The following is a 20,536-nucleotide window of genomic DNA, read 5'->3' as shown; positions in this document are numbered from 1 at the left end:
AAGCTTCGGTGCCATGGCGACCCTGGTACTGCTGCGGCACGGCGAAAGCGTCTGGAACGCGGAGGGGCTGTTCACCGGCTGGGTGGACGTCGACCTGTCCGCCAAGGGCGAGAGCGAGGCCACCAAGGGCGGCGACCTGCTGCTCGACGCCGACATCACCCCTGACGTCGTGCACACCTCGCTGCTCAAGCGGGCGATCCGCACCGCCAACATCGCGCTGGACGTGGCCGACCTGCTGTGGATCCCGGTGCGCCGGTCCTGGCGGCTCAACGAGCGGCACTACGGCGCCCTGCAGGGCAAGAACAAGGCGCAGACGCGCGAGAAGTACGGCGAGAAGCAGTTCATGATCTGGCGACGCTCCTACGACACCCCGCCGCCGCCGATCAAGGACGACGACCCGCTGTCGCAGGTGAACGACCTGCGCTACGCGCACCTGCCGTCCGAGCTGATCCCGCGCACCGAGTGCCTGGCCGACGTGGTGGACCGGCTGCTGCCGTACTGGTACGACGCGATCGTCCCGGACCTGGCCGCGGGCCGCACCGTCCTGGTCGCCGCGCACGGCAACTCGCTGCGCGCCCTGGTCAAGCACCTGGACAACATCTCCGACGAGGACATCGTCGGGCTCAACATCCCGACCGGCATCCCGCTGGTGTACGAGCTCGACGACGACTTCGCCCCGCTCAAGCGCGGCGGCGAGTACCTCGACCCGGAGGCGGCCAAGGCCGCCATCGAGGCCGTCAAGAACCAGGGCAAGTGACCGCCCGCCCGGCGGCGGGCCCGACAGGAGAAGGCCCTCTCCCCGCCCGGGCGGGAAGAGGGCCGCACACCCCCGGGTGACGTCCGTCAGACGTCGACGATCTCTTCGGCCCGCTGACCGGTCACCATGTAGACGACGTTCTCGGCCACGTGCACGGCGTGGTCGGCGAAGCGCTCGAAGTACCGGCCCGCCAGGGTGATGTCCACGGCGGGCTCGACGCCGTGCGTCCACTTGGGCGACAGCAGCACGTCGAACAGCCTGCGGTGGAGCCGGTCCATGGCGTTGTCGTCCTCGTCCAGCTCCAGGCCCATCCGCACGTCCCGCGCCGCGATCACGCTGCCGGTCTTGGCGATCATGCGTTCGGCGATCTGGCCCATCTCCAGCACGGTGGCCTGCAGCTCCGGCGGCACCGCGGACTCGGGGTGGCGGCGCCGCGCCGTCTTGGCGATGTGCACCGCCAGGTCGCCCATCCGCTCCAGGTCCCCGCTCATCCGCAGCGCGGTGATCAGCGTGCGCAGGTCCCCGGCCACCGGCTGCTGCCGGGCCATCAGGTCGAACACCGTCTCCTCGATCTCCGCGTCGATCTTGTTGACCTGCTCGTCGGCGCCGATGACCTCCTCCGCCAGCCGCAGATCGGCGTCCAGCAGGGCGGTCACCGCGCGGGCCATCGCGGAACGGACCAGCCGGGTCATCTCCACCAGCTTGTCCGAAAGGCCGTCGAGCTCCTCGTGGTAGAGGTCGCGCACTGGGCAGTTCCTCGCGTTTCAGGCGTGATCACGGCGGGGACGGGAAAGCGGGCGGCCGAGAACGGATCCGCCCACGCAAGCAGCCTGGCCCACGGGCATGAACGTTCCCGAATGCCCAGGTGAACATTGGGAGAACGCCGCCGCGTCGGGTACCCCCGCACTGTCTGACAGGCGTCAATGACACTTACGATCCGGAGTGTGGAGGTGGAGATTGTCGCTGGTCTGGCCGCGCTCGCGGGCCTGGCGATCGGGCTCGCGACGGGATTGGCGGTGCGCGTGAGCGAACGGGCCCAGCACGTTCCCCCGCCGGCGGCCCCGCAGAGCGCGCTGCCGCCGGGCGCGGCCTCGGTCCTCAGCGTCCTGCGCTCCTCGGCCGTGGTCGTGGACGCCGAGGACCGCGTGGTGCGGGCCAGCTCGGCCGCTCGGGCGTTCGGCCTGGTCAGCGGAGACCGCCTCATGGTCGACGAGGTCCTGGCGATGGCCCGCCTGGTGCGCCGCGACGGCGAGATCCGCGAGACCGAGATCCAGATCGGCCCGTCCCGGGGACGCGGCCGCGGCGACGGCCGCTGGTTCGCCGTGCGGGTGGCCCCGCTCGGCTCGCAGGGCCTGGTGCTGGTGCTCGCCGAGGACCTGACCGAGATGCGCCGCGTCGAGGCGATCCGGCGCGACTTCGTCGCCAACGTCAGCCACGAGCTCAAGACGCCGGTCGGCGCGCTGTCGCTGCTGGCCGAGACGGTGGAGAGCGCCGCCGACGACCCCGAGGCCGTGCGCCGCTTCGCCGGGCGCATGCAGCAGGAGTCGGTGCGGCTGACCAACCTCGTCCACGACCTGATGACGCTGTCGCGCATCCAGGGCGACGAGCCGCTGCCCGAACTGCGCCCGGTCTCCCTGGACAAGGTGATCGCCGAGGCGATGGACCGCAGCCAGATCAAGGCCGGCGCCAGGAACATCGAGCTGACCGGCGGCGGAGAGCGCGGCCTCACCGTGCGCGGCGACGAGGAGCTGCTGGTCACCGCGCTGCGCAACCTCATCGACAACGCCATCGTCTACAGCCCCGACAACACCCGCGTCGCGGTGGCCACCCGCCGCTGCGACGACCGGCGGCACGTGGAGATCACCGTCACCGACCAGGGCATCGGCATCCCCGAGAGCGACCTGGAACGGATCTTCGAGCGGTTCTACCGGGTCGACCCGGCCCGCTCCCGCCAGACCGGCGGCACCGGCCTCGGGCTGGCCATCGTCAAGCACGTCACCACCAAGCACGGCGGCGAGGTGACCGTCTGGAGCAAGGAGGGCTCCGGGTCGACCTTCACCATCCGGCTGCCGCTGCTGGACGGGGCGCCCGCCGCGCAGGGCGGCGCCGGCGCGGGCGGCGGCGTCCACGGCGGCCCGCTCCGGGGCGGCCCCCGCGTGAGCGCGCGCCGGCCGACGCCCGCCGACGACGGCTCCATCGTGTACCCGACCCCACCGAACCCGGAGGGCCCGGCATGGACGTGACGGCGACCGCCCTCTCCGCCGTACCGGACCGCCCGCCCGCCCACGGACCCGCCCAAGACAACGCCCGGGAGGCAACACCGTGACCCGCGTGCTCGTCGTGGAAGACGAGGAGTCGTTCAGCGACGCACTCTCCTACAACCTGCGCAAGGAGGGCTTCGAGGTCGCCGTGGCGGCCACCGGCCCCGACGCGCTGGACCTCTTCGAACGCAACGGCGCCGACCTGGTGCTGCTCGACCTGATGCTGCCCGGACTGCCCGGCACCGAGGTCTGCCGCGAGCTGCGCGCCAAGTCCAACGTCCCCGTGATCATGCTGACCGCCAAGGACAGCGAGGTCGACAAGGTCGTGGGGCTGGAGCTGGGCGCCGACGACTACGTGACCAAGCCGTTCTCCACCCGGGAGCTGATCGCCCGCATGCGGGCGGTGCTGCGCCGCCAGGGCGACGTCGAGGACACGGCTCCCGCGGTGCTGGAGGCCGGGCCGGTGCGCATGGACGTGGAACGCCACGTCGTCACCGTCAACGGGGCGCCGGTCCAGCTGCCGCTCAAGGAGTTCGAGCTGCTGGAGGTGCTGCTGCGCAACGCGGGCCGGGTGCTGACCCGCATGCAGCTCATCGACCGCGTGTGGGGCGCCGACTACGTGGGCGACACCAAGACCTTGGACGTCCACATCAAGCGGCTGCGCGCCAAGATCGAGGAGACGCCGTCGCAGCCCCGCCACATCGTCACCGTCCGCGGTCTCGGCTACAAGTTCGAGCCCTGATCCCCGCGATCGCTCGGGCGTCCGCCGACACGACGGGAACGGCCCGTACGGTGATCACCGTACGGGCCGTCGCGCGTTCCGTGCGCCCCGGAGACGTCTTCTCAGGGCCGGGCGGCGATCAGTGGCCGCCGTCCGCCGCCGGGCTCTCCGGAGCCTTCGTGGAGGTCTCCCGCTCGGCGCCGGCGGGCGTCGCCTCGCCGCTCGGGGCGGCGTCGGCGTGCTCGCCCGCGGTCGGAGTGGCGCCGGCGCCCTCGCCCGCGGTCGGGGTGGCGGTGGCGCCGGGAGCCGGGGAGCCGCCCGACACCGGGGCGTAGGTGCTGAACTCGCCCTGCTGCGCCACGACCGGCACGTTGAGGCGGATGCTGCCCGCGTGCTTGAACCGCAGCGTCACCTGCAGCACCTCGCCGCCGATCAGCCGCCGGTTCAGACCGGTCAGCACCACGAGGGGGCCGCGACCGCCCGGCGCGGGCGTCGCGTCGGCCGCGCCGGGCGCGGTGGTCTGCGCGGCGCCCGTCTGCTGACCGGCGGACGGCGTCGGCGAGGGCGACTTCTCGCCCTGCGGGGTCACGGTGGCGCGGGGCGTGGCCGTCGGCGACGCGGCGTCGCCCTCCTTCGTCGTCGTCGGGCTCGCGCTCGGACTCGCCTCGCCGCCCTCCTTGCGCTCGCCGGACGACCCCGGCTCGGCGGTGCCGGTCGGGCGGGCGGGGGAGCCCTCCTGCGCGCCGCTCAGCGTCACGGCCGTGGTCGTGCCGTCCTCCTGCGCGGCGGGCAGCACGACGGCGTCGCCCGCGATGCGCGCCTGCGCGAACGCCGGGGAGGAGACCTCGATCAGGCTGTCCTCCCGGCCCCGGACCTGGTTGATGATCGTGGCGTACAGCGGCACCGAGCTGCCCGGGTCGAACTGCATGTTGGGCCGGGGGCCCAGCAGGAACATGTTGCGGATGTCGACCTGCGGGGACGCCGCCCCCTTGGGCACCGAGGCGTTGACGCCTTCGGTCAGCTGGGTGGGCGCGGCGGTCTGGGGCTCCCTGCCTGCGCCGCAGCCGGAAAGCACCGGCGCGATGGCGACGGCACCCGCGATGGCGAGTGCGACCATTCGACGGCTGTCTCGGATCACGGCGTCGTTACTCCTCGCGAAAGGGCGTCTGGAAGACGTGGCGGTGTTGCGCGCAGGGGACGGCCCCGCACCCCCGGGGGTACGGGCGGCGCGGCAGTGCCAGGGGAAGCGTAGCGAGGTCTCGCAGGTGACTGCGTTCTGGGGGTGCATTCCGCGCGGATCGGCCACGTGAACGCCAGGTCGCCGCGCGTCCGCCGCGGCGCCGGCTAGGCCAGGGACTTGATCTTCTCGGTCAGCTCCGGACCGGGCCGCGGCTCGTGCAGCACGTCGGTGACCACGCCGTCCGGCGCGACGAGGATGGCGGTGGGCACGGCGCGCGGCGCGGCCTGCGTCCCGTGGGGGCTCGCCGTGGGGCTCGCGCCCGGACTCGTGGACGGCACGGGCGGCGCGTAGGTGTCCGCCAGGACGTTGTCCGGATCGTCCACCAGCAGCGCCGTGCCGTGGTGGGCGGCCCCGGCCAGCGCGCGCAGCCGCCGGATCGCCTCCTCGGGATCGGTCTTGTCGCCGCGGCGGTCGGTGACGAGCCAGAAGCGCAGCTCGAACTCCTGGGTGCGGGCCGCCAGCTCGGCCACCAGCCGCTCGCAGCCGCAGTTCGGCGGCACCACGGCGATCACCCCGGGGCGCAGGTCCCGCAGCGGGACGGAGACGCGCTCACGGCCGATCAGGGACACCCGGGCGTCCGGAAGGAACCCGCCGATCCGGCCCGGGGACGCCGTCGGGTGCGGCGCCAGCATGGGGATGCTGGGGCGCGGCGCCGGACGAGGACCGAACGCCGTCATGAGCACCCCGCTCACCAGGGCGATCAGCAGCGCCAGCGCGATGATCGGGATCGCCGGGCCGTAGCGGGTGAAGGGCCGGGCCAGCCGCCGCATCCGCTCGCGGCGCCGCCGCTGGCGCTCCTCGCGCCGGTAGGCGATGACGTCGCGGTCGAGTTCGCGGGCGTCGTCGGGCACCACGACGTCGACGGGGGGCAGTCCGTAGTCGTCGGGCTCGGGGTCGCCGTCTGGCCTCACGCCGCACCTCACATCCTCGGTCGCCGCGTCCCGGACGCACGCCCGTGCGGAGCGCCCGCCCTGGTGCCCCATTTCTTCCGTGTCGGGCGCTTCGTACCCGCGCAGCCCGGCATGCTCACCTCCCAGTATGAGCCGCCCGGGTCGAGACGTCAGAGGGCGCCCGGCGCCGTCCGCGCCCGGCGCTCTCCGAAGCGCTGGTCGGGTGCGCGGACTCGGTCGCGGGGAGGCCGCTTCTGTGTTTCGCTCGGGGTATGGACCCCGTCATGCACCTTTCACGGTCTTTGTCAAGACCCCAATTAAGGGCTTGACCTGCGCATTTGTCCTTAAGGTCGGTGCGGCCACCGACGGGTCCGTGCTACCCTTGTTCTAGCGGAAGGGGTACTTGTCACATGACTTTCCAGGTCGGCGACACCGTCGTCTACCCCCACCATGGGGCTGCTCGGATCGAGGCCATCGAGACTCGCACCATCAAGGGTGAGGAAAAGACCTATCTGGTCTTGAAGGTCGACAAGGGCGACCTGACAGTGCAGGTTCCAGTGGAGAACGTCGAGGAGGTCGGCGTTCGCGACGTCGTGGGCCAGGAAGGCCTGGAGAAGGTGTTCGAAGTCCTGCGGGCACCTTACACCGAAGAGCCGACCAACTGGTCGCGGCGTTACAAGGCGAACCTCGAGAAGCTCGCCTCCGGCGACGTCAACAAGGTCGCGGAGGTCGTCCGCGATCTCTGGCGCCGCGACAAGGAGCGCGGTCTGTCGGCCGGTGAGAAGCGCATGCTGGCCAAGGCTCGGCAGATCCTGGTCAGCGAACTGGCGCTGGCCGAAAAGACCAACGAGGACAAGGCTGAAGCCCTGCTGGACGAGGTGCTGGCCAGCTGACCGCGAAGATTCCACGGGTGGGCGTCGGAACCGACGTCCACCCGTTCGCTTCAACGGATCGGCCGATGCGGCTCGCCGGGCTGGAATGGCCCGGCGAGGGGCCGGGCCTCGCCGGTCACTCCGACGGCGACGTGGCCGCGCACGCCGCGTGCGACGCGCTGCTGTCGGCCTGCGCCCTGGGGGACCTCGGCGCCGTGTTCGGCACCGACGACCCCCGCTGGTCCGGCGCGTCCGGCGTGGACCTGCTGCGCGAGGTGGCGCGCCGCGTCGACGAGGCCGGCTACGCGATCGGCAACGTCGCCGTCCAGGTGATCGGCAACCGCCCCAAGGTCGGCCGCCGCCGCGCCGAGGCCGAGAAGACCCTCTCCGAGGCGCTCGGCGGCGCCCCGGTCAGCCTGTCGGCCACCACCACCGACGGCCTCGGGCTCACCGGCCGCGGCGAAGGCCTGGCCGCCATCGCCACCGCCCTCGTCCTCCCTCAGCCCTGACGTCGGCCCGGGCCCGCCCCGACGCCGAGGCCGACGCGGACGCCGCCGTCGGCGCCGAGCGCCGACGGCAGCCGTCGTGTGCAGCAACGCGCCCGCGTGAGCAAGTCGCCTGCGCGTCCCGTCACGCTCGCAGCCAATCAATAACGCCGAAGACGGCCAGCCGCCCCCGGGCCGTCGCCGGCAGGCGTCGTAGACGACGAGCGCGCCTCGCAGGTGACCGCCGACAGGATCGGCCCGGCGCCGATGAGGTCCGCACGTCCAGGATTGCCGTCGGCTGACCCGTTCACGCCGCAGGCATGAGCCGCCCTGTGCCCCGAGAGGGCGGGCTCCATGTGCCGTGGGGCGTGCCGCGGCGGGGAGACGTCGGCACGGTCACCCCTGGCACGGCAAGGTGCCCTGCATCCTGGTACTGCTCGCGCCCGACCCGGCTCAAGCCGATGGCGGTGGGGCGCCCCCCGGGCCGTCGGCGGCGGGCGTGGAGCGACGAGGCGCACCACAAGGAAGCGAATGACGCCCCACGGCGCCGAACATGTCCGGGTGCTCGAGCACCAATCGGGCCCGGCTGAGCGGGGCGGTGTGATGCTCGATCGCCTCAGTCGTTCCGTTCGCTGTCGCCGGGCGGGGTGGGGGAGCTGCGGAGCGAGCCGGACGGCGGGTTCCAGTCCCAGATGGGCATGTCGTCGGCGCGGTCCGCGTCGTCGTCCGGCCCGGCGTCCCCGGCGGGCGCGGGCGTGTGCGCGGGGATGAGGGGCTCGTCTCCGGCGTCGGGGTCTTCGGCGCGGTCGACGGGAACGAGCTCGGTGTCCTCGTCCACGGGCAGCGGGATGTCCGGACGCGTCGTCTTCGTCCCCGACTCGTCGCGGCCGCGGACGGGCTCGTCCTCAACGGGCGCCGTCGCGGGTTCGTCCCGAGGCACGAGCGCGGGTTCTGCGGGCACAGACTCGAGCGGCTCGGTCGCAGGAGGCTCGTCGTCGGCGGGCGCTGCGGGCTCGGGCAGGGCGGGAGCCGGAACGACTGCGGGAGCGGGTTCGGGAGCGGGTTCGGGTTCGGGGGCGGGAGCGCCTGTGCCGGCGACCTTGGGACGGTGCTCGGCGGTGCGGAGGCGGCGGACCATGGTGAGCCACAGCCACACGCCCACGATCAGCATGACGTGGGGTGCGACGGCGACGCCCGCGCGCAGCTGGTCGTCCGGCAGCGACGCCAGGCCCCACACGGCGCGCTGCACGCCGACCGCGGCCATGCCCGCCAGCAGGGCCGCCAGCAGCGCCCACCGGACCAGCCGCGACCACCAGCGCGCGTGCCGCGCGACGACCAGGGACAGGATGACCACGACCACCAGCACGTCGGTCATGACCGGGTACGCCCACGCCCAGCGGCGCGGCACGCGCCCGGCGACGGCGAGGTCGCGCAGCACGTCGTAGGTGAGGACGAAGGCGCACGCGGCGAGCGCGGCGACGGCCAGGCCGGCGGTCGCGGCGAGCAGCCTTCGCGGCGCCGCGCCGCGGGGGGCGTCCGGCGGGCCGGGGTGATCAGTGGGCATGTGGGCTCGTCTCGGGGGCGTCTCGGGCGTTCCGGGGTACACGTACAGACCGGTCCGGCAGGAGCCGGTCGCCTTCTATCTTCGCGACCATCAGCGCGAACTGGGTGTGTCACACGCGGGGAGGGCCGTTATGGGCGACACGTACCTCAGCGATATGGGGGCATCCGTTTAAAAGAGTCGCCGCGCGCGCCGCAGGTTCGCGGCCACCACTGGCCGCGTGGGACGGCTCCGTACGGCGAATCGTTTCCGACATGGCGGGGTAGGCGGGATTTGTGCCCTTCCCCTCGTCCGTCATGGAGCAGGCGGCCCAGCGGCGGCTCGGCGAACCGATCCGCGCGTTCGACACCCGCGGCGCCCGGCGTCGCGCGCTGGTGCGGCCGGCCCTCCTGGCGCTGGGCGTCGTCGCGTTCGCCGCGCTGGCCGTCGCGGGGTTCGCGAGCGGGCGGCCGTGGCCGGGGGCGCTGGCCGCGTCGTCGGCCGTCGTCTGCCTGGGCGGCGCCGTCTCGACCTTCCGCGCGCACGCCGGGCTCCTGGGCCGCACCGGCGTCCCCGGAGCCGTCTACCTGTTCGTCCACGGGCTCGCGGTGGACGACGGGAAGGCCCTGGGGATCCACCGCTGGGACGAGGTGACCGCCGTGACCGTGTCCGGGGTGCGGGCGGCGCCGGGGGCGCGCACCCGGTGGCGGGTGACGGTCACGGTGGCCGGGGAACGCGACCTCGTCCTCGGCGACGGCACACCGGACGCGGGCGTGCTCGGCGAGATCGTGTCGGCGGAGGTGACCGCGCGCGCCGTGCCCCGCCTCATGGCCGCCGTGGAGTCACGGGAGCGCGTGCGGCTCGGACCGTTCGTGCTCGGCCCGGACGGGATCGAAAAGGACGGCGACACGCTGGCCTGGCAGGCCCTCGACGAGGCGGGCATCGACGACGGCGTGGTGTACGCGCGCGCCGCCGACGGCGTCGTGCAGCTGACCGCGCTGGCGGCGCGCGTGCCGAACGCGGTGGCGTTCGTCGAGGTGTGCCGCCGCCTCCAGGCCCGCTACCGCGACGAGGGCGACCGCGTCCACTGAACCGGGCCGGACGGGGTCACTTGCAGAGCTTCTGCGTCGCCGTGTCGACCTCGATCTCGGGCTTGTCGGGAGACGCGCTCGGCGACGGAGAGGAGATCTTCACGCGTTCGACGCCGTCCCAGTCGGCGCCCACCATGATCTGGACGCGCGAGCCCAGCCCGGGCACCTTGCGCAGCTTGGCGCCGGGGATGGCGGCGGCCACGGTCTTGGCCGCGTCCGCGGCGTCCGGGCCGTACTGGATCTGCGTGGTCTGCAGCCCGCGCCGCGCCACGCCCGGGACGACCGTCACCGGGAACCCGACGCGCCGCAGCTCGCCGCCCGCCTTGGTGGCCAGCCCGGGCGTGCCGATCGCGTTGTGCACGCGCAGCGGGATGTCGCCGGGCGGGACGGTCGGCCCGTCGCTCGGCGTGACGCTGGGCGTCGCGGTCGACGGCGCGGCCGACGGGGTGGACAGCGGCTGGTCGCGGTTGATGCGCTGGAACAGCTCGCGGGTGCGGCGCTGGTCCCACAGCACGGTCGACTGCGGCTGCGGCGAGTTCCACAGGATCGCGTTGTGGTCCGGGTCGGCCAGCGGCACCTTGGCGAAGGTGACGTTGTCGGTGGACAGGTCCTTCATCTGGTCGGCGAGCTTGGGCAGGTTCTCGGCCAGGTCCTCGTCCACCCGCAGCGACTTGAGCGCCGCGTTCAGAAAGCGCGTCGACTTGACCGGGTCGCTCAACGTGCGGCTGCTGAGCGCCTGCTTCACCATCGACGCCATGAACCGCTGCTGCCGGTCGATGCGGCCGAGGTCGCTGCCGTCGGTCAGGGTGTAGCGGGCGCGGGCGTAGCTGAGCGCCTTCAGCCCGTCCAGGTGCGACTTGCCGGCCGGCAGCACCAGACCGCTCTTGGGGTCGTTGATGGGCTTCTCGGTGCACACGTCCACGCCGCCGAGCGCGTCCACCATGCGGACGAACCCGTAGAAGTTCACCTCGACGTAGTGGTCGATGGACACGCCGGTGGACCGCTTGACCGTCTCGACGGTCAGGTCCGGCCCGCCGAACTGGTACGCCCAGGTCAGCTTGCCGGGCCGGGACGGGACGAAGGCGCCCTTGGCGCCCTCCGAGCCGTTGGAGCGGTGCGCGGGGATCGTCACGTACGAGTCGCGCGGCAGGTTCACCACGGTGATGCGGTCGTGGTCGCGCGACATGTGCACCAGCATCATCGTGTCGGAGCGCTCGCCGGGCTCGCGGCCCAGCCGCGCCGCCTTCTGCTGCGCCCGGGTGAGGCCCTCGCGCCGGTCGACGCCCGCCACCAGCACGGTCAAGGCGCCCTTGGGGCCGCCCTTGTCGAGCCCGCCGACCCGCACCCGGTCGATGGCGTCGCTGACGTAGTTCTGGAACGCCCACGCGCCGCCCGAGGTGAGCAGCACGAACGCGGACATCGTCCCGGTCACCATCAGGAAGCGGCGCTGCCGCCGGGCGCTGACGGCCGCGCGCGGGCTCAGCGCCGGGCCGGGGCGGCGGGGACCGCGCGGCGTCTCCACCGTCACGCGGGGAGCGGGCAGGCCCTCGACGGTGACGCCTTCGATCTCCTCGTCGTCGGGGTCCGCCGCGCCGCCGGACGGGTCGTCCGAGGGCCGCGGCCGGAAATACCGTTCGAGCGGATCGCTGTCGTGCCCGTCCCTCATCTCGGCTCTGCCATCCTGCCGCCGCCTCCTGAAGCCTCACCGGCGCCTGGTCGCTCGTCGTGCCGCAGGTGCCGCGAACACTCCCCACTTTAAAGTGGCGAACACGTGTCCGTTCGCTACCTGAGGTTCGTGTCCTTGGAGTAACGTGGCGCCGTCTTGACCTCCTCCCCGGCGGCCGCACTCGCCCAAGGGTGTCGTGAGCTGCGTTATGAACGAGCGAGCAAGAGAGGAAGGGGGGCTCTCCCCGGCCGACGGCCGGGGCTCGGCCCACGAGCCCAGCATGAAATCGTCTCCCCACGCGCACAGCACCGACGAGCAGCACACCGTGCACGCGATCGAGCCGGACGCCGGCCATGGCGCCGACGGCGGTTCCGGCGGCTCCGGCCATCCCGGCGCGGACCCGCGCCCCGGAGCGGCGGCGTCGTCCGCGGCGTCCGACCGCACCTGGCCCGCGGTATCGGTGATCATGCCGGTGCTCAACGAAGAGCGGCATCTGGCCGAAGCCGTCCAGCGCATCCTGTCCCAGGACTACCCCGGCGAGCTGGAGCTGGTGCTGGCCGTCGGACCGTCCCGGGACCGCACGGAGGAGATCGCGCAGCGGCTCGCCGCCGAGGACCCGCGCGTCGTGGTGGTGCCCAACCCCACGGGCCGCACCCCGCAGGGCCTCAACATCGCCATCAAGGCGTCGCAGTACTCCATCATCGTCCGCGTGGACGGGCATTCGCTGCTGCCGCCCGACTACGTGCGGGTGGCGGTGGAGACCATGGAGGAGACCGGCGCCGACAACGTGGGCGGGATCATGGCGGCCGAGGGCGTCACCCCGTTCGAGAAGGCGGTGGCCCGGGCCATGACGTCCAAGATCGGCGTGGGCAACGCCCGGTTCCACACCGGCGGGGAGCCCGGCGACGTGGAGACCGTCTACCTCGGCACGTTCCGGCGCAGCGCGCTGGAGCGGGTCGGCGGGTACGACGAGACGTTCGTGCGGGCCCAGGACTGGGAGATGAACCACCGCATCCGGCAGACCGGCGGCCGGATCTACTTCACGCCGCGCATGCGCGTCACCTACCGGCCGCGGCCGAACCTGCGCGCGCTGGCCAAGCAGTACTACCACACCGGGCGCTGGCGCCGCGTGGTCGGCCGCGAGCACCAGGGCACGCTGAACCTGCGCTACCTGGCGCCGCCGATGGCGGTGCTGGCGATGACGGCGGGCGCGATCGCCGGGGCGCTCGGCTTCTGGCCGGGCTGGCTGGTGCCGGGCGCGTACGCCGCGGGCATCCTGGTCGGTTCGATCGTCGAAGGGCGCGGCCTGCCGCCGTCGGCCTGGGTGCGGCTGCCGCTGGTGCTCGCCACCATGCACATCTGCTGGGGGGTCGGTTTCCTGACCAGCCCGCCCGGCCTCGGACAGCCGAGCCCGGCCAAGTCGTAGAAAGCCGCCCGGATTCCGCTGGTCAGGGCCGCCTCCGCACGGCTAGGTTGGTGATCGCTCGCGTGGGCGCTCGGCCCACCGCCGAGGGAGGTGGCCCATGACCGGCGGCGCCCGTCACGCAATCGGCGCCCTGATCGGAATCGTCGCCACACCGCTGATGCTGGTCCTGCTGGTCTTCGGCGGTGAACGGTTGATGACGCATTTGCGGTACTTCATCCCGATCTACTATCGGGGCGGCGGACTCCCGGGCGGGTCCGGACTGCTGGGCGGGGTGTTGTTCCTGCTGCTCGCCGTGGGCGTGGCGGTGCTCCTGGCCAACCGGGTGCCGCCGACGGCGTCGCTGATCCCCGGCGTGGTGTTCACGCTGTTGGGGCTGATCTGGCTGGGCTCCCCGAGCATCGCCGCCCACCTCAGGGACCTGCCCTTCCTGGGCGTGGAGTTCGAGATCACTTTCATGCAGTTCGCCAGCCTCGGCTTCCCGCTGTTCATGGGCGTCGTGCTGCTGGCCGGCTCGGCCTTCCCCTCGCGCTGGCGGAGCGCCCCGACCGCGGCGGCCGGACCTGCGGCGCAGCCGCACGCACTCGGAGGCGCGATGCCGGGGCAGCCCGTGCCCTACGGCGCCCAGCCGGCCCCTTACGGCGGCCAGCCCTCGCCTCACGGCGGTCGGCCCGGCCAGTGGGGGCAGCAACAGCCCGCATGGCAGCCGCAGTACGGTCAGCCCCAGCCTCCATACGGGCAACCCCAGCCTTCGTATGGGCAGCCGCAATACGGGCAGCAGCAGCCTGGTGCCGCCGCGCCGCCACAAGGCCCGTCCGGGCAGCCCGAGGGTCAGGAGAAAGGGCAGGAGAAAAGGACCGAGGAGGGCGGCGCGCGCCCAGACGCCCCCGCCTCTCCCGCCTCCGAGCAGGACGACAAGCCGTCGCCCCGCTCTGGCTCGGGCGGCGGCGACACCGACGAACCGGGCGACTGGACGCGCATGTACGGCGGCGGTGGCGGTGACCGCCCGTCGCCGCCCGCTTAAGAGACCTCTTAGGAGGCCTTGCGGGCGTTCAGCGCGGCGACGACCCCGGGGACGTCGTTGACGACCATCGCGTCCACCCCCGCCTCCGCGTAGACGGGGGCGGTCTCGGCCGTCGGGCACCACGCCAGCACTTCGAGACCCGCCTTGTGCGCGACGTCCACGTTGTGCTCCAGGGGACGCAGCCGCGTGTCGGGATGCTCGAAGCCGCACGACCCCGTGTGCAGGCCCACCGCCTGCACCCCCAGCCCGGCGGCCGCGGGGACCGCGTGCCACAGCGGGAAGCGCAGCCAGGTCAGCAGACCCAGCGGCAGCTCCGGCAGGTTCTCCCGCAGGTACAGCAGCAGCGACGGGTCGAACGAGGTCACCAGCAGGGGACGGCGGCGCGCCTCCCGGCGCAGCACCGGCACCAGCAGCGCGCCGGTGCGGCGGGACGGCGGGTCGACCGCGTCCTCCAGGATCGTCTTGACGTCCACGTCCACCGGCACGTCCGGCGGCAGCGCGTCGAACACCTCGGTCAGCAGCGGCAGGCCGCACTGGGCCGCCGCCGTGTCGACGAGGAACGCGCCGTCGGGGCCGGTGGGGTCGTGCCGCAGCACCAGCTCGTCGTCGGCGGTGCGCGTCACGTCGATCTCGATCCAGGCCGCGCCCGCGTCGAGGGCGGCCAGCAGCGACTCCAAGGTGTTCTCGGCGACCGTGCGGGGGACCGGGCCGTCCCCGTCCGCAGCGGGCGATCCGGGCAGCGGGACGCGCCCCGAGCCCAGACCGCGGTGGCCGATGACGGTGGGCGGGTTGTCGAAGATCACGCGCTCTCCGAGGGGTCGGCGGCGGTCTGCTCGGCGGTCTGCTGGGCGGTCTGCTGGGCGAGGTGCTCGGCCAGGACGAGGTCGAGCGGGTGGGTGACCTTGAGGTTGCGCTCGCTGCCCTCCACCACCCGGATCGGCACGTCGGGCAGGTAGCGGTGCACCACGCCGCAGTCGTCGGTGGCGACCAGGTCCGGGTCGGCCAGCGCCAGCTCGTAGGCCTTGCGGATGGTGCCGAGCCGGAAGCCCTGCGGCGTCTGGAAGCGCACCAGCGACGACCGCGGCGGCATGTCGGCGACCCGGCCGTCGCGCACCGCCACGACCGTGTCGGAGCAGGGCACGCCGACCGCGACCGCGTCGTGGTCGGCCAGGGCCGCCAGCGTCCGGTCGATCACCGCGCGGTCCACGAACGGGCGGGCCGCGTCGTGGAAGAGCACCGGGGTGTCGTCGGGGCGGTCGGCCAGGGCGGCCAGCGCGGCGGCGGTCGACGCGGTGCGCGTGGCGCCGCCCTCGATCACGCCGGTCGCCTTGCGGAACGGGGCGGCCAGCGCGGCGGCCTCGCGCACGTGCCCGGCCGCCATCACCACCAGCACCTCCGCCACGTCCGGGTGCCCGTCGAACGCCGCGATCGCGTGGGCCAGGATCGGCCGCCCGCCGACCTCCAGCAGCTGCTTGGGCCGTCCGGCGCCCAGCCGGGCGCCGACCCCGCCGGCGAGCACCACGGCGACGGCCCGTGTCGCGGTGTCCCCTGTCATGTGACCTCTCAGTCCGTGGTCGTGCCGCTACGCTGGGCAACCATTCGTTTCCCCTGCCCCGCTGAGACGCGATCCGGAGGCGCCGATGACCATGGTGGTGATCATGGCGACCGGGTGGGACGGCGGCGGCCCGGATGCGGGTCCGACGGCCGTCCTGCCCTGCGGGGGCGGGCCGTCCCGGGCCGGTGGGGCCGCGGACGAGCCGCCCACGCTCCTGACGCGCCTGTGCGAGCAGCTGGCAAGGCTCAACGTACCGGATCCCGTCATCGTCACCCGCCCCGAAATGGCGCCCGCGCTGCACAAGGACGGCCACTTCCTCGTGGAGTCCCCGGACCCGGCCGCCGACCTTCGGGAGATCGCCCGGGTCGCCCGGCGCGCCGACGCGCCGGTGCTGGTGCTGCCCGGCGACGTGGTGATCGGCCGGGAGCTGCTGCGCCGGCTGCTCGTGGACGGCGGCGGCACGCCCGTCACGGCGGTCACCGTGCCGCTGGGCGGCGGGTACGGCACCGTGCCCGTGCGCAGGTCCGGCGGCCGGATCGTGGCGGCCGGCTCGCCGTACCACCGGGTGACCGCGCCCGACGCCGCGTCGCCCGGGGTGCTGCGCGTGGCCGCCGACCGGACGGACGCGCTCGCCCGGATCGCCGAGGAACTGGCCGGACTGCTGGACGCCCCCGGCCTCCTCCCCGCCGCGCAGGTCGCGCCGGACGCGGCGCACCTGCTGCTCGTCGGCCTGGTGCGGTCGGGCCTGCCCGTGCTGGACTGCGGCGACCCCCGGCTGCCCTGCCCGCGCGCCGACTCCGCGGACGCCGCCGTCGCCGCGTGCGCCGCCGTGGAGGGGGCGGACGAGGAGGGCGTCCGGCTCGCCGCCGCCGTCAAACCGGACGACGGGCCCGTGGCCGCCTTCACGGTCGCCCCGTACAGCCCGCACCTCGTGCGGTGGGCGGCGCGCCGCGGCCTGACGCCGACCACGGTGACGTGGATCTCGCTGGGCGTGGCGGCGCTGGCGGCGGTCTGGTTCTCGGCGGGCACCCGCGCCGGGCTGGTCGCGGGCGCCGTGCTGCTGTACGCGGCGTTCGTGCTCGACTGCGTCGACGGGCAGCTGGCGCGCTTCACCCGCCGCCGCAGCGCCCTCGGCGCCTGGCTGGACCCGCTCTCCGACCGGATCAAGGAGTTCGGCGTGTACGCGGGGCTGGCGGTGGGCGCCACGATCGCCGGACACGGTTCCGGCGCCGCATGGGGACCGGCGGTCGGCGCGCTGGCGTTGCAGACCGTGCGGCACACGCTCGACTTCTCTTACGCGTCGCGGCCCCGCCGGCCCGGTGAGCGGCCCCCGGCCCAGCGCACCACCTCACTGACCGCGCCCGACGACGCCTCCCTCGACCGCCGGACGGCAGCCTCTCGTCGTCTGCCGCGTTGGGTCGGGAAGGCCGCCGTGCTGCCGATCGGCGAGCGGTTCGCGCTGATCGCGTTGACCGCCGCCCTGTTCGACGCGCGGGTGACGTTCGCGGCGCTGCTGGCCTGGGGCGGCGCGGCCGTCCTCGGCAAGGTCGCGACGCGCGCGTTCGCCGGTCGGACGGGCAAGGCCGCCACGAGGGCCAAGGCGTGCGGGGCGGGCACCGCGAGGAAGGCGGTCGCCCGATGACGGGCCTGGCGACCCGCGGTCCGGCCGTGCACGTGCCGGACGCCCGCGTCCCCGTCCCGCCGCACCTGCTGCGCGGCGACGGCCCGGTCTGCCTGGCCCTGGCGCGGCTGGCGCGCGGGCAGCTGCCGCCGCTGCCCGGCGCCCTGACGGCCGCCGCGGTCGCCGCCGTGCTCACGACCGCCGGGCTCGGGCACGAGCGCGGCCCCGCGCTGTTCGTCCCGGTGGCGGTGCTGCTTCTGACCGGACCGGCGGCGACACATCCGCATAACGGAAGGTTCGACTGGCTTGTCCCGCCCCTCATCCGTGCGATCGAGTATGGTTACCTGGCCGGACTGGGGTTCGCGAAGGGTGTGCCGGCGCCGCTGGTGTACGCGCTGCTCGCGGTCCTGGCCTACCACCACCACGACACCGTGTACCGCACCCGCCAAGGGCTGCGGCCGGACGCCCGGCTGTTTCGGGCCGGTCTCGGCTGGGAGGGACGCGCGCTGGTCGTGGCGGCGGCGGGCCTGGTCGGGCCGCTCCCGTTCGCGTACGCCGCGCTGGCCGCCTACCTTGGCGTGTTGTTCGCTGGCGAAAGCGTCACGACCTGGCTGCGGACCGGGCGCGGCAGCGGCGTGATCGTCGACCTGGAGGAAGAGGAATCATGATCGGCATGGTGCTGGCGGCGGGCGCCGGGCGCAGGCTGCGGCCGTACACCGACACGCTGCCCAAGGCCCTGGTTCCCGTGGACGGTGACACCACCATCCTGGACATCGCCCTGGGCAACCTGAGCGCGGTCGGGCTGACCGAGGTGGTCATCGTCGTCGGCTACTGCGCCGAGGCGGTCGAGAAGCGCAAGGCCGACCTCGAGCGGCGGTACGGCGTGTCGATCACCCTCGTCCACAACGACAAGGCCGAGGAGTGGAACAACGCCTACTCCATGTGGCTGGCGCGCGAGCACTTCTCCAAGGGCGTCCTCATGGTCAACGGCGACACCGTGCACCCGGTGAGCGTGGAGAAGACGCTACTGGCCGGACGGGGACCGGACATCCTGCTCGCGGTGGACGACGTGAAAACTCTGGCCGACGAGGAGATGAAGGTCACCCTCGACGCGGACCGCAACCTGGCCCGCATCACCAAGCAGATGGACCCCGCCGAGGCGTACGGCGAGTACATCGGCGCCACCCTGATCGAGCCCGCGGCCGCCGGTCCGCTGGCCGAGGCCCTGGAGGCCACCTGGCGGCGCGACCCGAACCTGTACTACGAGGACGGCTACCAGGAGCTGGTGAACCGCGGCGGCCGCATCGCCGTCGCGCCGATCGGCGCCGTGGAGTGGGTCGAGGTCGACAACCACGACGACCTGGCCAAGGCCCGCCGGATCGCCGCGAACTACTGATCCCGGACGCCCGCCGCGTCGCGGCATCCCTGCCCCTGCCCCTCCGCCGTACGGGACGACCGAGCGAGGAACGCACATGCCCCTCCTGACGCGGATGCTCACCGCGCCGCTGTCCATCGACGTCCGCCGCGGGGCCGTGGCGGCCCTCGGCGACCTGCTGGCCGACCGCCGCATCGCCACCGAGGGCCGGGTCGCCATCGCCGTCGGCCCCGGCCAGGGCGACCAGATCGCCGAGCAGGTGCGGCCCTCCCTGGAGGACTGCGAGGTGTTCCGGGTGGACGGCGGCACCGTCGACGCCGCGGTCACCCTCGGGTCCCAGCTGCGCGGCGGCTCCTACGAGGCGGTGGTCGGCATCGGCGGCGGCCGCACCATCGACGCCACCAAGTACGCCGCCACGCTGGCCGGCATCCCGATGGTGTCGGTGGCCACCAACCTGTCGCACGACGGCATCTGCTCGCCGGTCGCCTCGCTGGAGCACGACAAGGGCAAGGGCTCGTTCGGCGTGGTGATGCCGCTGGCGATGGTCGTCGACCTGGACTACGTGCGGGCCGCGCCGCCGCGGCTGGTGCGCGCGGGCATCGGCGACGTGATCAGCAACCTGTCGGCGGTGGACGACTGGCTGCTCGCGGCCGAGGCGTGCGGCGAGCCGGTGGACCGACTGGCCCTCACCCTGGCCCGCACCGCCGCCGAGGCGCTGCTCAACCAGCCCGGCTCGATCGAGTCCGACCGGTTCCTGACCGTGCTGGCCGAGGGGCTCGTCCTGTCCGGCATGGCGATGTCGTTCGCCGGGTCGTCGCGGCCGTCCAGCGGCGGCGACCACGAGATCCTGCACGCCATCGACCAGCTGTTCCCCGGCACCGCCAACCACGGCGAGCTGGCCGGGATCGGCGCGGCGTTCTGCTACCACCTGCGCGTCACGCACACCGGGACGGGCGGCGAGCGGCTCGAAGAGATCATGGCGTGCCTGCGGCGGCACGGTCTGCCGCTGCTGCCCGGCGACGTGGGCCTGACCGTCGAGCAGTTCGCCGAGGCCGTCGCGTACGCCCCGCGCACCCGCCCCGGCCGCTATACGATCTTGGAGCATCTCGGCCTCGACAAGGGCGCGATCCTCAAGGCGGTTGAAGAGTATGTCCAAGCCCACGGAGGCTGAGGCGGCCGCCGCGGCTCCCCGCCCGTCCCGCCGCCGGGCGACGGTCGCGGACGTGCGGCGCCACGGCCAGCCGCCCGGCCTCAAGGAACGGCGCAACGAGGAGCACTGGGCCGGGCGCCTGTACATGCGGGCGCTGTCGCCGTACTTCGCCTGGCTGTTCCTGCGGTTGGGGTTCTCTCCCAACCAGCTGACCTACCTGATGATGATCTGCGGCGTCGCCGCCGGGGTCGTGGTGTCGCTGCCCGCGGACCCGCTGTGGACCGCGCTGGGCGGCGCACTGCTCATCCAGGCGTACCTGCTGCTGGACTGCGTGGACGGCGAGGTCGCCCGCTACCTGCGGCAGACGTCCGTGGCCGGGGTGTTCCTGGACCGCATCGGCCACTACCTGTCGGAGGTGGCGCTGCTGATCGGCCTCGGCTACGCCGCGCAGGGCGGCTGGCGCACCGGCGGGTACGTCGAGCTCGGGCTGCTGGCCGCGGTCGGCGCCGCGCTGATCAAGGCGGAGACCGACAACGTGGTGGTGGCGCGGGCCAAGTCGGGCCTGCCCGCCGCCCCGCCCGGCGGCGACCGGGCTCTGCGGCCCCGCTCCACCGGGATCGCGCTGGCCCGGCAGGCCGCGTCCATGCTGCGCTTCCACCGCATCATCGGCGCGGTGGAGCTGTCCCTGCTGATCCTGGCCGCCACCGTGCTGGACGTGCTGCTGGGCACCCAGACGCCGGCCGCGGTGCGGGTGCTGACCGTCGCCGTGGCGGTCGTGGCGGTCGTGCAGACGGTGCTGCATCTGGTGAGCATCCTGGCTTCGCGGAGGCTGCGGTGAGCGACGGGGGCGCTGTGACTCAGGACG

General features: G+C 73.7%; 20 protein-coding genes. 13 read left to right on the top strand and 7 right to left on the bottom strand.

Features of this window, described 5'->3' with window-relative positions; translation table 11 throughout:
- The first annotated feature begins 13 nt into the window (after nt 1–13).
- Nucleotides 14–757, top strand: coding sequence for a phosphoglyceromutase (locus AR3_RS07150; protein ID WP_067910356.1), 744 nt, complete (start codon nt 14–16; stop codon nt 755–757).
- Between the two features lie 86 nt (nt 758–843).
- On the opposite strand, the gene phoU is transcribed toward AR3_RS07150, so the two are convergent.
- Entirely contained in the window at nt 844–1,503 is a 660-nt protein-coding gene (gene phoU / locus AR3_RS07145) for a phosphate signaling complex protein PhoU (RefSeq protein ID WP_067910351.1), read from the bottom strand.
- Between the two features lie 198 nt (nt 1,504–1,701).
- On the opposite strand from phoU, the gene AR3_RS07140 reads away from it, so the two are divergent.
- Both AR3_RS07140 and AR3_RS07135 read left to right on the top strand, forming a co-directional pair.
- On the top strand, nt 1,702–3,000 hold the full coding sequence (locus AR3_RS07140) for a sensor histidine kinase (RefSeq protein WP_083951030.1): 1,299 nt from the start codon (nt 1,702–1,704) through the stop codon (nt 2,998–3,000).
- Nucleotides 3,001–3,079: 79 nt separating this feature from the next.
- Nucleotides 3,080–3,760 carry a winged helix-turn-helix domain-containing protein gene (locus AR3_RS07135; protein ID WP_067910348.1) on the top strand — a complete coding sequence of 227 codons (681 nt, stop codon included), beginning with the start codon at nt 3,080–3,082 and terminating at the stop codon, nt 3,758–3,760.
- Between the two features lie 118 nt (nt 3,761–3,878).
- On the opposite strand, the gene AR3_RS07130 is transcribed toward AR3_RS07135, so the two are convergent.
- Nucleotides 3,879–4,856 carry a hypothetical protein gene (locus AR3_RS07130; protein WP_067910345.1) on the bottom strand — a complete coding sequence of 326 codons (978 nt, stop codon included), beginning with the start codon at nt 4,854–4,856 and terminating at the stop codon, nt 3,879–3,881.
- A gap of 227 nt (nt 4,857–5,083) precedes the next feature.
- Nucleotides 5,084–5,890: a hypothetical protein gene (locus tag AR3_RS07125; RefSeq protein WP_067910342.1), complete on the bottom strand. Its 807-nt coding sequence runs from the start codon at nt 5,888–5,890 to the stop codon at nt 5,084–5,086.
- Between the two features lie 389 nt (nt 5,891–6,279).
- On the opposite strand from AR3_RS07125, the gene AR3_RS07120 reads away from it, so the two are divergent.
- Together AR3_RS07120 and ispF are read left to right on the top strand one after the other, a co-directional pair.
- Entirely contained in the window at nt 6,280–6,762 is a 483-nt protein-coding gene (locus AR3_RS07120) for a CarD family transcriptional regulator (RefSeq protein ID WP_067910339.1), read from the top strand.
- Nucleotides 6,763–6,779: 17 nt separating this feature from the next.
- Entirely contained in the window at nt 6,780–7,250 is a 471-nt protein-coding gene (gene ispF / locus AR3_RS07115) for a 2-C-methyl-D-erythritol 2,4-cyclodiphosphate synthase (protein ID WP_067910336.1), read from the top strand.
- Nucleotides 7,251–7,842: 592 nt separating this feature from the next.
- Here ispF and AR3_RS07110 read toward each other — a convergent pair.
- Nucleotides 7,843–8,790, bottom strand: a complete 948-nt coding sequence (locus tag AR3_RS07110; protein WP_067910333.1) for a DUF2637 domain-containing protein — start codon at nt 8,788–8,790, stop codon at nt 7,843–7,845.
- 293 nt (nt 8,791–9,083) lie between these two features.
- On the opposite strand from AR3_RS07110, the gene AR3_RS07105 reads away from it, so the two are divergent.
- Nucleotides 9,084–9,857 (top strand): DUF6585 family protein, encoded by a 774-nt coding sequence (locus AR3_RS07105; protein WP_106258798.1) that lies wholly within the window; start codon nt 9,084–9,086, stop codon nt 9,855–9,857.
- A gap of 16 nt (nt 9,858–9,873) precedes the next feature.
- Here AR3_RS07105 and AR3_RS07100 read toward each other — a convergent pair whose 3' ends face one another.
- On the bottom strand, nt 9,874–11,523 hold the full coding sequence (locus AR3_RS07100) for an LCP family protein (RefSeq protein WP_067910325.1): 1,650 nt from the start codon (nt 11,521–11,523) through the stop codon (nt 9,874–9,876).
- A gap of 280 nt (nt 11,524–11,803) precedes the next feature.
- On the opposite strand from AR3_RS07100, the gene AR3_RS07095 reads away from it, so the two are divergent.
- The gene (locus tag AR3_RS07095; RefSeq protein ID WP_083951029.1) at nt 11,804–12,949 is read left to right on the top strand and encodes a glycosyltransferase family 2 protein; all 1,146 of its coding nucleotides are present in this window, start codon (nt 11,804–11,806) and stop codon (nt 12,947–12,949) included.
- A gap of 97 nt (nt 12,950–13,046) precedes the next feature.
- On the top strand, nt 13,047–13,970 hold the full coding sequence (locus AR3_RS07090; RefSeq protein ID WP_067910323.1) for a hypothetical protein: 924 nt from the start codon (nt 13,047–13,049) through the stop codon (nt 13,968–13,970).
- 8 nt (nt 13,971–13,978) lie between these two features.
- On the opposite strand, the gene AR3_RS07085 is transcribed toward AR3_RS07090, so the two are convergent.
- Nucleotides 13,979–14,773 carry a glycerophosphodiester phosphodiesterase gene (locus AR3_RS07085; protein WP_067910320.1) on the bottom strand — a complete coding sequence of 265 codons (795 nt, stop codon included), beginning with the start codon at nt 14,771–14,773 and terminating at the stop codon, nt 13,979–13,981.
- On the bottom strand, nt 14,770–15,525 hold the full coding sequence (ispD, locus tag AR3_RS07080) for a 2-C-methyl-D-erythritol 4-phosphate cytidylyltransferase (protein WP_067910316.1): 756 nt from the start codon (nt 15,523–15,525) through the stop codon (nt 14,770–14,772). The genes AR3_RS07085 and ispD overlap by 4 nt, the downstream gene beginning before the upstream one ends.
- A gap of 85 nt (nt 15,526–15,610) precedes the next feature.
- Between ispD and AR3_RS32560 the strand changes: the two genes are divergently transcribed.
- From AR3_RS32560 to AR3_RS07055, 5 genes are all read left to right on the top strand, one after another.
- Nucleotides 15,611–17,167 (top strand): CDP-alcohol phosphatidyltransferase family protein, encoded by a 1,557-nt coding sequence (locus AR3_RS32560; RefSeq protein ID WP_067910313.1) that lies wholly within the window; start codon nt 15,611–15,613, stop codon nt 17,165–17,167.
- Entirely contained in the window at nt 17,164–17,814 is a 651-nt protein-coding gene (locus AR3_RS32555; protein ID WP_281179235.1) for a DUF5941 domain-containing protein, read from the top strand. Before AR3_RS32560 ends, AR3_RS32555 begins: the two co-directional genes overlap by 4 nt.
- Complete coding sequence (locus AR3_RS07065; protein ID WP_067910310.1) at nt 17,811–18,542, top strand: phosphocholine cytidylyltransferase family protein; 732 nt, start codon at nt 17,811–17,813, stop codon at nt 18,540–18,542. The genes AR3_RS32555 and AR3_RS07065 overlap by 4 nt, the downstream gene beginning before the upstream one ends.
- Nucleotides 18,543–18,636: 94 nt before the next feature.
- A complete protein-coding gene (locus AR3_RS07060; protein ID WP_067910485.1) occupies nt 18,637–19,692 on the top strand; it encodes an iron-containing alcohol dehydrogenase family protein in 1,056 nt (351 codons plus the stop codon).
- Nucleotides 19,670–20,509: a CDP-alcohol phosphatidyltransferase family protein gene (locus AR3_RS07055; RefSeq protein WP_067910308.1), complete on the top strand. Its 840-nt coding sequence runs from the start codon at nt 19,670–19,672 to the stop codon at nt 20,507–20,509. The genes AR3_RS07060 and AR3_RS07055 overlap by 23 nt, the downstream gene beginning before the upstream one ends.
- The last annotated feature ends 27 nt before the right edge of the window (nt 20,510–20,536 follow it).

Source organism: Actinomadura rubrobrunea NBRC 15275 (assembly GCF_001552235.1).
Classification (GTDB): domain Bacteria; phylum Actinomycetota; class Actinomycetes; order Streptosporangiales; family Streptosporangiaceae; genus Spirillospora; species Spirillospora viridilutea.
This window is presented reverse-complemented; position numbering and strand designations above follow the sequence as displayed.